The sequence below is a fragment of the Methyloversatilis sp. S146-33 genome (assembly GCF_059552495.1).
This window is the reverse complement of the sequence record NZ_JCANOT010000037.1, coordinates 58,038-72,450: the sequence shown is the minus strand read 5'-3', so window position 1 is coordinate 72,450 and position 14,413 is coordinate 58,038. Positions and strand designations below refer to the sequence as shown.

The window sequence follows — 14,413 nt, the reverse complement described above, 5'->3', positions numbered from 1 at the left end:
AGATGATCATCAACGGTGTAGCGATCGACGACACTTTCGCCGAAGCATTCGGCATGCGGGGCATCCGCCTCATCATCACCGCGTACAACGAAACCTGGGCGCTGCATTCGGCCAACGCGATGACCGGTTTCGCGACCTCGGTCATCGCCTGCGGTGCCGAAGCCGGCATCGAGCGCATGCTGTCGCCGGCCGAGACGCCGGACGGTCGTCCGGGCGTGTCGGTGCTGGTGTTCGCGGTGTCGAGCAAGGAACTGATCAAGCAGATCGAGCGACGCGTCGGCCAGTGCGTGCTGACCAGCCCGACCAGCGCCATCTTCGCCGGTCTGGACGAGGGCGATCCGGTGCCGCTGGGCAAGACGCTGCGCTATTTCGGCGACGGCTTCCAGACCTCGAAGCAGATCGGCGGCAAGCGCTACTGGCGCGTGCCGGTGATGGACGGCGAATTCCTGGTGCAGGACACCGCGCGCATGGTGAAGGCGGTCGGCGGCGGCAACTTCCTGGTGCTGGCCGACACCCAGGTGCAGGCGCTGGAAGCTTGCGAGGCAGCCATCCGCGAAATGCGCAAGCTGCCGGAAGTGGTGATGCCCTTCCCGGGTGGTGTCGTGCGTTCTGGCTCCAAGGTCGGCTCGAAGTACAAGGCGCTGTCGGCCTCGACCAACGACGCCTTCTGCCCGACGCTGCGCGGCGCGACCAAGTCCGAGCTGGACGAGCGCATCGGCGCCGTGCTCGAAATCGTCATCGACGGCCTGACCGATGCCTCGGTCAAGAGGGCGATGGAGGTCGGCATGCGTGAAGTCTGCAAGATCGGCGCGGCCGGCGGCATCCGCCGCCTGTCGGCCGGCAACTACGGCGGCAAGCTTGGCCAGTTCCAGTACCACCTGCGGGAGATCCTGTCATGAGTGCATTGGTACTCACTCTGCGCAACGCGCCGGCGCAGCGCGTCGACGCGGGCGCCCTGAACCCGACCGCGTTCGCCGGCATGTCGGTCGCCGACATCGCGGCGCTTCCGCTGCAGGTCGGCAAGCGCGCGGTGCGCGTCGATGAGGTGTTCGCGCTGAGCGGCGACGACACGGCGGACCTCGTGTTCCGCGGTGACTGCGGCAAGTTCGAGCGCATTGGCGCCGGCATGAAGTCGGGCCGGGTGACGGTCGAGGGCAATGCCGGCGCCTATGTCGGTCAGGGCATGCTCGGCGGCACCATCGTCGTCGGCGGCAACGCGGGCGCCTTCTGTGCGACCGGCATGAAGGGCGGTCGCATCGAGGTGGCCGGTGACGTCGCGGAATTCGCCGGTGGCGCGATTCCAGGTGAGATGAAGGGCATGGCCGGTGGTCTGCTGCTGGTCGCCGGCAACGCCGGCGAGCGTCTCGGCGACCGCATGCGCCGAGGCCAGATCCTGGTCAGCGGCAACGCGGGCGACTACTGCGGCGCGCGCATGATCGCCGGCACCATCGCGGTGGCGGGTACCGTCGGCGCATACCCGGGCTATCTGATGAAGCGCGGCACCTTGATCGTGAACAGCCTGCCGGCGCAGATGCTGCCCGGCATGGTCGATTGTGGTCCGCACCGTCTCGGCTTCCTGAGCCTGCTGTACGCGAGCTGGAAGGGGCTGCCAGGTGCTTTCGGTGCGCTCGACGCCAGTGCCTGCACGGTCCGCCGCTATATGGGCGACATGGGCGTGGTCGGTCGCGGCGAACTGCTGGTCCGCGCTTGACGGCGCATCGCTGGTGGCCGGAATCGCTGCACCCGCTGGTCGGGCGCAACGCGGCCGGCCGCCTGCTGGTGACCGAAGCGCTGCTGCGCAGCTGGATGTCGCGCCCCGAACTGGCGCTGGTCGACGACAGCTGCGTGGCCGAACGCGCGCTGGCGTCGTCGCTGGACGCCGCGCCTGCGCGCATCGTCGAGCACGGTGAGATCGCCGCGATCAAGGACGAGGACGCGCGCGACAACTGGTTCGCCTACGTCGCCTTCCGCGACCGCGTGCTGGCGCAACCGGACATCGAGTCGGCGTGGCTGGAGCTGTTCCTCGACGGCCTGTCCGGCATCGCGCCGCTGTTCGTGCCGCAGCTCACCGAAATCATCCTGCACGCGCTGCTTGAAGACTGCGACGACCCGCTGATGTGGCGGGCTGCGGAGCTGTTCTTCCGCAATCAGCGCGCGACGCCGCAGTCCGGCCGCGTGCTGATGGCCGACGCCGAAGTGCTCGGCGACTACGCCGAAACCGGCGGCTTCGGCAATATCGGCCGACTCATCCTGCAGGCGGGGGCTGCGCCGCGACCGGCGGAACTCGATGTGCTCGATCCGGCCAATGCGGCGGAGCTTTACACGCGTGCAGGGCGTCGTGCCGTGCTGCCGCTGAACGTCGGCCAGCCGGGGCTGGAGGCGCTGTGCCGGGTGATGGAGCGCTGGATCGCGCACTTCTATGGCTGTGCTGTCCGCATCGCACCGCAGAAGGACATCCACGACGATCACTGGGCCTGGCACATCGGCCTCGATCGTGAGGCGATGGAGCTTCTGAACACGCTTTACGAGGGCGGCGAACTGTCGCCTGACCGCATGGCGCGCATCGTCGCGCTGTTCCGTCTCGACTTCGTTGATCCGCAGGAAATGCGCGCCGAACTGCGCCGCGACGGCGAAGCGCGTCCGGTGTGGATGGCGCTGGCGATGGACGAAGCGGGGCTGGTGCAGATGAAGCCACAGAACCTGCTGCTGAACCTGCCGCTCGCCGCGGCGAACTGAACGGCACACTCCAGGGGCCGCCTGCTGCGTCGCAATGCGGTGGCGGGCTATACTCGCCCGCTTTCCCTGCATCCCCCGTATTGCGCCATGACTGTCGCCAAGCCCGAAACCCGTCCGGCCCGCCCGTATTTTTCGTCCGGCCCCTGCGTGAAGCGTCCGGGCTGGACGCTGGACGTGCTCAAGGACGCCTTCATCAGCCGTTCTCACCGCGCCAAGGATGGCCTCGCCAAGCTGAAGGAGGTCATCGTCCGCAGCCGCGAGGTGCTCGGCATTCCGGATGACTATCGCATCGCCATCGTGCCCGGTTCCGATACTGGCGCGGTGGAGATGGCGCTGTGGACGCTGCTCGGTGAGCGCGAGGTCGATTGCCTTGCCTGGGAAGCCTTCGGCGCCAACTGGGTGACCGACGTCGGCCCGGTGCTGAAGCTGGCCAACGCACGCCTGGTGGTGGCGCCGTACGGCAGCCTGCCCGACCTGTCGGCGGTGAGCTGGGAGCGTGACGTCGTGTTCACCTGGAACGGTACATCGGGCGGCGTACGCGTGCCGGACGGCGACTGGATCGCCGACGACCGCGCCGGGCTGTCGATCTGCGACGCCACTTCGGCCGCCTTCGCGATGGAACTGCCCTGGCACAAGCTGGACGTGACCACCTGGTCCTGGCAGAAGGTGCTGGGCGGTGAGGCCGCGCACGGCATGATCGTGCTGAGCCCGCGCGCGGTCGAGCGGCTGTATCGCCACACGCCGGCCTGGCCCATCCCGAAGGTGTTCCGCCTGATGAACAAGGGCAAGCTCACCGAGGACCTGTTCGAAGGAAATACCATCAACACGCCGTCCATGCTGTGCGTCGAGGACCAGATCGACGTGCTGCGCTGGGCGCAGGAGATCGGCGGTCTGCCTGCCTTGATCGCGCGCAGCAAGGCCAGTTTCGCGGTGCTCGAAAGCTGGGTCGCGAAGACCGGTTGGGTCGACTTCCTGGCCGACCGCGAGGACGTGCGTTCACACACCTCGGTCTGCCTGAAGATCACCGATCCGTGGTTCGAGGCGCAGTCGCTGGAGGCGCGCTGGACCATCGTGCAGCGCCTGTGTGCGCTGCTGGAGGCGGAAGACGCGGCCTTCGACATTTCCGCCTACCGGGACGCGCCGCCGGGACTGCGCATCTGGTGCGGCGCGACCGTCGATACGGCCGACGTGGCGGCGCTGACGCCGTGGCTGGACTGGGGCTACGCCAGCGTGAAGCAGGAGATGAGCCGGTGATGCGCACCATCCTGTTCGACTGCGACAGCACGCTGTCGACGATTGAAGGCATCGACGTGCTGGCCGAACAGGCCGGCGTGGTCGATCAGGTGGTACCGCTGACCAATGCGGCGATGGAAGGCCGCCTCAAGCTGGAAGAGGCCTATGCCGCGCGGCTGGACCTGATCAAGCCCGACGCATCGACCATCGACGCGGTCGGGCGCCAGTACATCGAAACACGCGTCGAGGGCGCCGCCGAGGCGATCGCCGCGCTCGGCGCGCTGGGCTGGCAGGTGCACGTGGTGAGCGGCGGCATCCGTCAGGCGGTGCTGGCGATCGCGCGCTTCCTCGGCGTGCCGGACGAGCGCGTGCATGCGGTCGACCTGAGGTTCGACGCGAATGGCCACTATGCCGGCTTCGATCCTGAATCGCCGCTGGCGCGCAGTGGTGGCAAGGCGGAAATCGTCCGCCGGGTCGGCGCCGGTGCCGAACGCGTGGTGATGGTCGGCGACGGCATCACCGACCTCGAAGCGGCTGAGGCCGGTGCGCTGGTGATCGGCTTCGGTGGCGTCGTGCGGCGGGAGATTGTCGCCAGCCGGGCGCCGCATTTCATCGATCGCTCCGATCTGCGCGAGGTGGTACGCCTGCTGGCGACGCCAGAAGAACTGACGTGCGTCGAGTCGCTGCTGCGCTGAGCGGGTTCAGCGCGTCGCGACGATGCGCCGGCCGTCGCCGGTGACCAGGATCAGTGTGCGCTCGTCCGGCCTGTCCTGGCGCACCACCTTGTCCATCATTTCGAACAGCCGGTTCTCGACGTCCATCGCCGGGCCGGCGCAGGCCATGCGCGTGGCGGCGATCCGCCCGAAGCGCATTTCGTGGCCCTGGCGCGCCCAGTTGCCGGTGTAGCGGTTGCATCCGGCGCGCCCGGCCAGCCGGCCGTCGGGCAGGAATTCGATGTGGGCATCGACACCCTCCGGCACCGTCATCGCACCGATTTCGCGGATCTGCCAGCGCCCGTCCGGCGGTCCGCCGCCGCCGTAGGGCGCGCAGGCGGCGAGCAGCAGAACGCCCAGCAGCGATGCGAGGCGCGCGCTCATGTCAGAAGCGGGGCAGGGCCTGCCGGTAGAGCGGGCCGAAGCACTGCGTCACGTCCGGGCGGTAGCACACGAGGTGACTGTCCTCGCCCTGGCGGAAATGCACGAACACGCGGTAGGTTTCGCCCGAATCGTCGGCGTTCTGCCCGAGGCAGTCCTTGCCGCCGGAGTTTTGCCGGATGGTCACGTTCAGTTCGAAAAAGTCGTCGGCGACCGGCACGCTGGAAAACACGTAGCTCACGTCGGTCTGTTCGTTGCCGCTGCTGACGCGGCCGGTGCCGTCGCTGCGATATTCGTAGCTTTCGACGCACTGCGACTCGTCGGTCCAGCTCCACAGCCCGACGATCTGCGGCGCGGCCAGCGGGCCGGCGGTTTCGACGCGCGCCGCCTGTGTCGCCGGTGCTGCGAGCAGCGCCGCGCAGAACAGCAGGGACGGGCGGGTGAGCCTCAATCGATCGGCGTTCATGACGGCCTCCGCGGTGCACCACATGTATCGATTGTAGGCCGCCGCTTCAGATTCCGTTTGCCGCCTTGCGGCGCAGCGGGCCGAAACAGTGCTTCAGTTCCGGTTCCATGCAGACGATGTGCTGGTCGCCGTCCGGGTGGAATTTCAGATAGACGGTGTAGCGCTCGTTGGTGTCGTCGCTGGCGGCTCCGGCGCAGTCGCGACCGCCGTTGTCCTTGGTGATGGTGGCCTGCAGCCGGTAGAAGCCGTCCTTCAACGGCGCCGGATCAAAGATGTAGGCCATTTCGGCGCGTTCGTCGCCGCTGCTGACACGGCCGCTGCCATCGGCTGCGTACTCGTAGGTTTCGCTGCACTGCTGTGGGTCGGTCCAGCTCCAGCTGCCGGCAAGCCGCGGCGACGCAGCGCTTACGCCGGGCTGGGCGGAATCGGCCGGCACGGCCAGTGCGTTGCCGCAGGCGAGCAGGGAGGTGACGATCAGGCAGGTGGACAGGCGCGGTGAAATGGGCATGACGGGCTCCGGTCGGACGGCTTGCGGGGACGCTGCGGCCGGCGCATTCTGGCACCGGGCTCGCGATGGGACACGGGCAGCGTGCCCGAGTTCTGCGCAAACCTGTGCGGAAATATCTGGCGCCTGCGGTGTCGAAGCCCCCGACCACACCGCATCGCGCAAGGGAGCGCCGCCATGGCCGACACCGTCCTGCTGTCCTATCTGTTCAGCGCCGCCGCTGCGCTGTCGGGCTATCCCGAACTCCCGCTGTCCGAACTGCCGACGCTGCGCATGATGGCGCCGGCTGCGCTGGTCGAGGAAGCCTGTCCGGACGATCCGCGCGAGTGCGACAAGCTGGTCGCGCTGTACGACCACGACCGCGAGCAGATACTGATACGCGCTGATCTCGACCTGCAGGACCCGACCGACAATTCGTTCCTGGTGCACGAGTTTGTGCACGTTCTTGAGGCGCGACAGAAAGGTGCGCTGTACCAGCACGACTGCAACGCGACGCTGCGCTCCGAGCGCGACGCCTACCGCGTGCAGAACCGTTACCTGCAGCAGGAGGGGCGCAGCGAGCGCTTCGGCACCCAGCTGGCGACCGTCGTCTGCGCGCGCGACCAGCGCTCGGCCGGCAACGGCACCATGCGCCTCGAAGTGGCGCCCGGTGTCGCGAACGAGGAGCAGGTGCTGCAGAACTTCATGCAGGAACTGCGCGACGGCGCGGCCGCGGCGCAACGCCGCTGACCGCGTCGCTGCACCGCCTTACAGCAGCACGCGCTCGATGCCACCCGCGTTGGCCTGCTCGACGTAGCGCGCCGCCCAGTCCTCGCCGAGCAGGTGGCGCGCCATCTCGACCACGATGTAGTCGGCCTGAGTGCTGCTGTCGTTGTCGTAGCGCGACAGGCCCTGCAGGCAGGACGGGCAGGAGGTCAGTATCTTCACCTCGCCGGCAAAACCGTCGGCGCGCAGCACGTCCGCGCCCTTGCGCATTTCCTCTTCCTTGCGGAAGCGCACCTGGGTCGAAATGTCCGGCCGGCTGACCGCCAGTGTGCCGCTCTCGCCGCAGCAGCGATCGTTCAGCGCCACCTTCGTGCCGTCGGCCGTGCCGACCAGCTGATTCACCACCTTCAGCGGCGCGTGCGTCTTCATCGGCGTGTGGCAGGGGTCGTGATACATGTAGCGCACGCCCTGCACGCCTTCGAGCTTGACGCCCTTTTCCATCAGGTACTCGTGGATGTCGAGCAACCGGCAGCCGGGGAAAATCTTGTCGAATTCATACTGCTGCAGCTGGTCCATGCAGGTGCCGCAGGACACGATCACCGTCTTGATATCGAGATAGTTCAGCGTGTTGGCGACACGGTGGAACAGCACGCGGTTCGAGGTGCTGATCTGCTGTCCCTTTTCCGCGTTGCCGCCGGCGGTCTGCGGATAGCCGCAGCACAGATAGCCCGGCGGCAGCACGGTCTGCGCGCCGACGTGGTAGAGCATGGCCTGGGTGGCCAGACCGACCTGCGAGAACAGGCGCTCGGAACCGCAGCCGGGGAAGTAGAACACCGCTTCCTGGTCTTCGGACGCGCGCTTCGGGTCGCGGATGACCGGCACGATGGCAGCATCCTCGATGTCCAGCATCGCGCGCGAGGTGCGCTTCGGCAGATTGCCCGGCATCGGCTTGTTGATGAAATGGATCACCTGCGCCTTGATGGTCGGCTTGCCCAGCGTCGGCGGCGGCGCCTTGGTCTGGCGGTCGACCAGGCCGAGTGCCTTGCCCACGCGATGCCCCAGCCGCTGCGCCTTGTAGCCCACGTCCATCATGGCCACGCGCAGCGTCTTGATGGTCGCCGGATCGGTCGCGTTCAGGAAGGCCATCGACGCGGCCGTGCCCGGGTTGAACTTGCGCTTGCCCTGCTTGCGCAGCGCGTTGCGCATGGCGATCGATACGTCGCCGAAATCGATGTCCACCGGACAGGGCTTCTCGCAGCGATGGCACACGGTGCAGTGGTCGGCCACGTCGCCGAATTCGTCGAAGTGGCGCAGCGACACGCCGCGTCGCGTCTGTTCCTCGTACAGGAAGGCCTCGATCAGCAGCGAGGTGGCGAGGATCTTGTTGCGCGGCGAATAGAGCAGGTTGGCTCGCGGCACGTGGGTCGAGCACACCGGCTTGCATTTGCCGCAGCGCAGACAGTCCTTGATCGAGGTCGCGATCTGGCCGATGTCGCTCATTTCCATGATCAGCGATTCGGTGCCCAGCAGCGAGAAGGAGGGCGTGTAGGCGCGCGACAGATCGCCGCCGGGCAGCAGCTTGCCGGCGTTGAAGTGGCCGTCCGGATCGACCCGCTGCTTGTAGTCGATGAAGGGCGCCAGCTCCTCCGGCGTCAGGAATTCGAGCTTGGTGATGCCGATGCCGTGCTCGCCGGAAATGACCCCGCCGAGCGAACGCGCCAGCGCCATGATGCGGGCCACCGCGGCATTGGCTTCCTGCAGCATGCCGTAGTTGTCCGAATTCACCGGGATGTTGGTATGCACATTGCCGTCGCCGGCGTGCATGTGCAGCGCGACGAACACGCGGCCGCGCAGCACCTCCTTGCGGATTGTTTCGATGCGGTCGAGCACCGGGCGATACATCGCACCGTCGAAGATCTCGTCGAGCAGCGGTTTGAGTTCGCGCTTCCACGACACGCGCACCGAATAGTCCTGCAGCCGGTGGAACAGGGTGGGCTTCTCGGCGCGGTTGAGCAGCGGGCCCATCTCCACGCCAATCGACATCAGCAGCGGTTCGGCGCGCGCCAGCGGCATGTCGAGGTTGTCCAGCAGCCACTGCCAGCGGCCGCGCACCGCCGCCACCTGTTGCAGCGCCTGGGTGCGGCGGTCACCGATCAGTTCGTCGGTGTCGACATTGGCGTCACCGGCGTGCAGCGGCAGTTCGCCGCGCAGGAAATCGACCAGCGCGTCGCACAGGCGCAGCTTGCTGGCGATCGACAGTTCGATATTGATGCGTTCGATGCCGTCGCAGTAGTCACCCATGCGCGGCAGCGGGATGACGACGTCCTCGTTGATCTTGAACGCGTTGGTGTGGCGGGCGATGGCGGCGGTGCGGGCGCGGTCCAGCCAGAAGGTCTTGCGCGACTCGGCCGACACGGCGATGAAGCCTTCGGCGCCGCGCTGGTTGCACAGGCGCACGACTTCCGACGCGGCGGCCATGACCGTCGTTTCGTCATCGCCGACGATGTCGCCGATCAGCACCATCTTGGGCCGGCCGTGGCGGCGCGCCTTGGTGGCGTAGCCGACTGCGCGCACGTAGCGCTCATCGAGATGTTCGAGGCCCGCCAGCAGCACGCGCGCGTTGCCCGATTTCGGCAGGCCGTCAAGGTAGTCCTTGATCTCGACGATGGCCGGCACCGCTTCGCGCACCTGGCCGAAGAATTCGAGGCAGACGGTGCGGGTGACCGGCGGCAGCTTGTGCAGGATCCAGCGCGCGCTGGTGATCAGGCCGTCGCAGCCTTCCTTCTGCACGCCGGGCAGGCCGGCAAGGAATTTGTCGGTGACGTCCTTGCCCAGGCCTTCCTTGCGGAAGCGGGCGCCCGGCACTTCGAGCAGTTCGGCGGCGCCACGCGGCGTGCGGCCATCGGTTTCGAAGCGCTGGATCGAGAAGCGCACGACGGGCGCGTCGTGGATCTTGCCGAGGTTGTGGTCCAGGCGCGTGATTTCCATCGGCCAGCCGTCGGCGTCGACCATGCGCCAGCTCGCCAGATTGTCGAGCGCGGTGCCCCACAGCACGGCCTTCTTGCCGCCGGCGTTGGTGGCGATGTTGCCGCCGACGCAGGAAGCGTCGGCCGAAGTCGGGTCACAGGCGAACACCAGACCGGCGTTCTCGGCGGCGTCCATGACGCGGCGGGTCACCACGCCGGCACCCGTGCGTATCGTCGCGTAGGGCTCCGACAGGCCGGGCAGTACCATGGGCTCGACCGCGCCGAGATCGATCAGCTTTTCGGTATTGATGACGGCCGATTTCGCCGACAGCGGCACGGCGGAACCGGTGTAGCCGGTGCCGCCGCCGCGCGGCACGATGGTCAGGCCGAGCTCGATGCAGCCGCGCACCAGCGGCGCGATCTCGTCCTCGGTGTCCGGGTAGAGCACGACCAGCGGATATTCGACCCGCCAGTCGGTGGCGTCGGTCACGTGCGACACACGGGCCAGACCGTCGAAGGCGATGTTGGCTTCGCGCGTGTGGCGGCCGAGCACCTTGCAGATGCGACTGCGCAGCTTGCGGGTCTCACCGAAGCCGGCGGCGAAGGCGTCGACCGCGTTGCGGGCGGCGGCCAGCAGTTCGCCCACCTTGCGGTCGCGTTCCTGCGAGGCGGCGTCGCTGCCGGGCTGACGACGCTGTTCGATCTCGCGCAACCGATGGCGCATCGCACCAACGAGCGCGTCCTGCCGCTTCGGGTTGTCGAGCAGGTCGTCTTCGAGATAGGGATTGCGCTGAACGACCCAGATGTCGCCCAGCACTTCGTAAAGCATGCGGGCAGACCGACCGGTCATGCGCTCGTCGCGCAGGCTGGACAAGGTGTCCCACATGCGGGCGCCCAGCAACCGGATGACGATTTCGCGGTCGGAGAGCGAGGTGTAGTTGTACGGGATTTCGCGCAGTCGGGTAGGGTCGCGCGAAGCTTGCAAATCGATGAGCGCGGTAGCGGATTCCATCAACAAGCCATGAAGCGAATCGGAGCGGCATTATACGCCTGCTTCTTGTGCACTGCGCCACAATTGGCGCGAAGTGCGCCGGGGTGTTGTCCTTGCGACGCACCCGACCTGTCCTGAACGGAAGAATCGATTGGATACCCTGACCCACGCACTGTCCGGCGCGCTGCTCGGCCGCTTCATGGCACGCACGCCGGCCGACGAACGCCACCCCAAGGTCTGGCAGACGGTGCTTGCCGGCGGTCTGGCCGCCACCTTTCCGGACCTCGACTTCGTGCTCGGCTACGTCTCCGAGCTCACCTATCTGCGCGGCCACAGAGGTGTCACGCACTCTCTCATTCTGCTGCCTTTGTGGGCGCTGCTGCTGGCATGGCTGATGCCGCGTCTGCTGCGCGCGCGCAGCGTCGGCTGGCAGCGCTTCTACGCAGTGGTGTGCGCCGGCATCGCCATCCACATCCTGGGTGACCTGATCACGCAGTTCGGCACCATGATCCTGGCGCCTTTCTCGGATCAGCGCTTCGGCTGGGGCACCACTTTCATCATCGACCTGCCACTGACCGGGCTGCTGATTGCCGGCCTCGTGGCGAGCGCGCTGTGGCGGCGCAGCCGGCTGCCAGCTGCCCTCGGCCTGGCCGCGGTATGCGCATGGGTCGGCGTGGGTGCGGTCGGCAAGTCGGAAGCCATCGAGGCCGCGCGGCGTCATGCGGTGGAGCAGGGCATCGCCTTCGTCGCGATCGACGCGATTCCGCGGCCGGCTTCGCCTTTCAACTGGACCGCGGTGATCGACGACGGCCAGCGTTACCACATCGCGCACATCAATACGCGGCGTACCGAACTGCTGGGGGCGGGGCCCGACGACAACCTGATTCGCCGTTTCTCCGCCCACTACCGGCCGGTCGCGCTGGCGCAGTGGCAGGTGCGCGAGCGCTTCGGTAACGGCGGCCTCGGCGAGGTGCGGGAGCAGGTGCGTGCCGTGTGGTCGGCACCGGACTTCGCCTTTTTCCGCTGGTTCGCGATGTTTCCGGTGCTGGACAGCGTGGGCAGCGCAGGCGGGGGCGCCTGCGTCAGCTTCCGCGACCTGCGCTTCGAAACGCCGGGGCGTGACACGCTGCCGTTCCGCTATGGGCTTTGCGAGAACGGGGCGGGATGGGCGCTGGTCGAGCGGACGATGGCGGGCTGGCGCGCTCTGAGCGGCCGCTGACGTAAAAAGGGCCGGGCCGGCGGTCCGCAGACCACCGACCCGGCCCTCATCGCTGCAGGGCAATCAGTACTTCACTGCCACCGTCAGCTGGAAGGCGCGCTCGGTACCCGGCACGGCGAAGCCGCCGTTCTCGTAAAGCGCTTCGTAATAGCGCTTGTTGAACACGTTGAGCACGTTCAGGCGGACGTCGTAGCGCGGCTGTTCGTAGGCCAGCATCAGATCGGTACGCACGAAGCTCGGGGCGCGGCCCTGAGCGATCGGCGCGCAGGCGCTGTAAGCCCAGGCATTGCTGGCGTTGGCAGCTGCGGAGTCGCACTGGCCGATACCGTAGGCAAGGCGCGAACCTTTGCCTTCGATGCCGACGCCAGCGCGCCAGTTAGGCATGAAACGGTAGGTCGTCCACAGATTGAAGGTGTAGTCCGGCGTGTTGCGCGGTGTGGCGCCCACACTGTTCGGATTGTACTTGCCGCGATAGACGAGGCGGTTGGCGTTTGCCGCCTGACCGGCCTGGAAAGTACCGCCCGCTGCTGCTACGACTTGGCCGAAGGTGCCCAGTAGCTCGCCGTCGAATTGATCGTCAATTTCGGCGCGCATCAGCGCAATGCCACCGAACACATCCCACTGCGGTGTGATACGGCCGGCCGCCTCGATCTCGAAACCATCGGTATGGCGTTCTTTCGACAGCACGGCGGAGTTCGCCTGTTCGAGATCGGTGTTTCGCTCGTTGAACTTTGTCGCGCGATACAGCGCGGTACGCAGAGACAGTGCGCCATCGAACAGCTCCCACTTCGTGCCCAGTTCGACCGTGCGGCTGCGCTCGGCGTCGTACTTGATGTTGGCCGGCGACAGCTGATAGAGGTCAGCGGTCGGGTTGAACGAATCGCTCCACGCAAGGTAATAGGTCGACAGATCGGTCGGCTGATACAGCAGGCCGCTGCGATAGCTCCACTCGTTGTACTTCAGATTGAATGCCGTGGTGACGCCGGTCTGCGATGCGAGCGAGGCGTAGTCGGCGTCCATGCGGTCATGACGCAGGCCGAGCAGCAGCTTCCATTTCGGGATGAACTCGATCTGGTCCTGCGCGTAGAAGCTGTAGGAGTCGCCCTCGTAGCCTGCGGGGTTGAAGCGCGCACGATTGCCGTAGGCCGCGGGAACGGCGACGTCCGGGTCCGGGTTGCCGACCGTGGTCGTCGGTGCGGTCACCGCGATCGACGTGTAGCTCCAGCGATCCGCCTTCTCGCGCAGCAGTTCGACGCCGAACAGCGCCTCGTGCTTCATGCCGGCCAGTTCGAACTTCGTCGTCAGGTCGCTCTGCAGCGTCACGGTGTGCTCACGGCCACCGCGAGCCTGACGACCGCGGGTGATCACCGTGGCGTCGGTGACGGTGGAGCTGTTCACGTTGGCAGGCAGCCGTGGCGCGACTGCCCACAGGTCGCGCTTGTAGTCGGCGAAGCGGGCGACCGTGCGCAGTTCGGTGTCCTGTGAGAAGCGGTGGGTCCAGATGCCGGTACTGATGTTGGTGTCGTTCTGTTCGTAGTCCGAAGAAGTGCCGTAGAAGGCGCTGGCGGATACGTCCAGAGGACGGCGAGTGACCTGGGTGCGCGTGATCGGCGTGGCGAGCGCGCGGCTGATGAAGGGCACGCCATAGTCCGGCACGTTCTTCGTCGTGTAGTAAAGATGACCGATCGAGAATTCGTCGGCCGTGCCGATGCCCCAGCGCAGCGTCGGCGCGATGCCCTCGCGTTCGGATTCGACGCCGCGGCGCGAACTGCCGGCGTCGGTCTTCATCGCGCTGATGCGCAGTGCAGCGTTCTCGCCGACCACCTTGTTCACGTCGGCGGTGACGCGGCCGTAGTCGTAGCTGCCGACGGTGGCCGACACTTCGGTGCGGTCGACGAGGCCTGGCTGCTTGCTGACCCGGTTGATCACGCCGCCCGCCTGACCGCGACCGAACAGCATGGCGGCCGAGCCGCGCAGCACGTCGATCTGTTCGACGTGGAAGGTTTCGCGGTTGTACTGAGCCACGTCGCGAATGCCGTCCAGGTACAGGTCGCCGAAGGAATAGAAGCCCCGCAGCATGATGTTGTCGCCGATGCGACCGCCCTCGCCAGAGTTGAAGGTGAGGCCGGCGACGTGGCGCAGCGCGTTCTTCATCGTGTCCGAGTTGCTGTCCAGCATCAGCTGCTCGGTCACCGTGGTGATCGCCTGCGGAATGTCCTTGGCCAGCTGCTTGGTTTTGGCCGAGGTGACGATGCCGGTCTGGTAGCCGCGGTTCGGCGAGTTCGGGCGGTCGTATTCGTCGCGCACCTTCACTTCCGGCAGAACCGGAACATTGGAGTCGGTGGCGGGCTTCTGTTCTTCGGCGCCGGCGGTGGACGACAGGGCCATCAGCATGGCCGCGGCCAGCGTCAGCGGCTGCTGCGGGATCGAGCGTTTCATCAGTGCAAGTCCAGTAGGTTGATATCGGGGGCTGGACTGGCTTGCTGCGACGCAAAGAG

General features: G+C 67.0%; 12 protein-coding genes. 7 read left to right on the top strand and 5 right to left on the bottom strand.

What is annotated here, in order from left to right:
• Positions 1-2: 2 nt before the first annotated feature.
• The 5 genes from fhcD (at position 3) to AC51BJ_RS15515 (ending at position 4,664) form a co-directional block, all read left to right on the top strand.
• Positions 3-899 carry a formylmethanofuran--tetrahydromethanopterin N-formyltransferase gene (gene fhcD, locus AC51BJ_RS15535; RefSeq protein ID WP_430433703.1) on the top strand — a complete coding sequence of 299 codons (897 nt, stop codon included), beginning with the start codon at positions 3-5 and terminating at the stop codon, positions 897-899.
• Positions 896-1,711, top strand: coding sequence for a formylmethanofuran dehydrogenase subunit C (locus tag AC51BJ_RS15530; RefSeq protein ID WP_496280813.1), 816 nt, complete (start codon positions 896-898; stop codon positions 1,709-1,711). Before fhcD ends, AC51BJ_RS15530 begins: the two co-directional genes overlap by 4 nt.
• Positions 1,708-2,736, top strand: coding sequence for a DUF6352 family protein (locus AC51BJ_RS15525; RefSeq protein WP_496280812.1), 1,029 nt, complete (start codon positions 1,708-1,710; stop codon positions 2,734-2,736). The genes AC51BJ_RS15530 and AC51BJ_RS15525 overlap by 4 nt, the downstream gene beginning before the upstream one ends.
• A gap of 87 nt (positions 2,737-2,823) precedes the next feature.
• Positions 2,824-3,990: a phosphoserine transaminase gene (locus AC51BJ_RS15520; protein ID WP_496280811.1), complete on the top strand. Its 1,167-nt coding sequence runs from the start codon at positions 2,824-2,826 to the stop codon at positions 3,988-3,990.
• Positions 3,990-4,664 (top strand): HAD-IB family phosphatase, encoded by a 675-nt coding sequence (locus tag AC51BJ_RS15515; RefSeq protein WP_496280847.1) that lies wholly within the window; start codon positions 3,990-3,992, stop codon positions 4,662-4,664. The genes AC51BJ_RS15520 and AC51BJ_RS15515 overlap by 1 nt, the downstream gene beginning before the upstream one ends.
• A gap of 6 nt (positions 4,665-4,670) precedes the next feature.
• Here the strand turns inward: AC51BJ_RS15515 and AC51BJ_RS15510 are convergent, their stop codons facing one another.
• From AC51BJ_RS15510 to AC51BJ_RS15500, 3 genes are read right to left on the bottom strand one after another with little or no spacing between them, the layout of a single operon-like run.
• A complete protein-coding gene (locus AC51BJ_RS15510) occupies positions 4,671-5,066 on the bottom strand; it encodes an META domain-containing protein (protein WP_496280810.1) in 396 nt (131 codons plus the stop codon).
• Between the two features lies 1 nt (position 5,067).
• Positions 5,068-5,529, bottom strand: a complete 462-nt coding sequence (locus tag AC51BJ_RS15505) for a hypothetical protein (protein ID WP_430433709.1) — start codon at positions 5,527-5,529, stop codon at positions 5,068-5,070.
• Positions 5,530-5,575: 46 nt separating this feature from the next.
• On the bottom strand, positions 5,576-6,037 hold the full coding sequence (locus tag AC51BJ_RS15500) for a hypothetical protein (RefSeq protein ID WP_430433710.1): 462 nt from the start codon (positions 6,035-6,037) through the stop codon (positions 5,576-5,578).
• A gap of 174 nt (positions 6,038-6,211) precedes the next feature.
• On the opposite strand from AC51BJ_RS15500, the gene AC51BJ_RS15495 reads away from it, so the two are divergent.
• Positions 6,212-6,763: a DUF6647 family protein gene (locus AC51BJ_RS15495; RefSeq protein ID WP_430433711.1), complete on the top strand. Its 552-nt coding sequence runs from the start codon at positions 6,212-6,214 to the stop codon at positions 6,761-6,763.
• Between the two features lie 18 nt (positions 6,764-6,781).
• Here AC51BJ_RS15495 and AC51BJ_RS15490 read toward each other — a convergent pair whose 3' ends face one another.
• Entirely contained in the window at positions 6,782-10,717 is a 3,936-nt protein-coding gene (locus tag AC51BJ_RS15490; RefSeq protein ID WP_496280809.1) for a DUF3683 domain-containing protein, read from the bottom strand.
• 130 nt (positions 10,718-10,847) lie between these two features.
• On the opposite strand from AC51BJ_RS15490, the gene AC51BJ_RS15485 reads away from it, so the two are divergent.
• A complete protein-coding gene (locus tag AC51BJ_RS15485) occupies positions 10,848-11,915 on the top strand; it encodes a metal-dependent hydrolase (protein WP_496280808.1) in 1,068 nt (355 codons plus the stop codon).
• 63 nt (positions 11,916-11,978) lie between these two features.
• On the opposite strand, the gene AC51BJ_RS15480 is transcribed toward AC51BJ_RS15485, so the two are convergent.
• Positions 11,979-14,354: a TonB-dependent receptor gene (locus AC51BJ_RS15480; protein ID WP_496280807.1), complete on the bottom strand. Its 2,376-nt coding sequence runs from the start codon at positions 14,352-14,354 to the stop codon at positions 11,979-11,981.
• Positions 14,355-14,413: the final 59 nt, after the last annotated feature.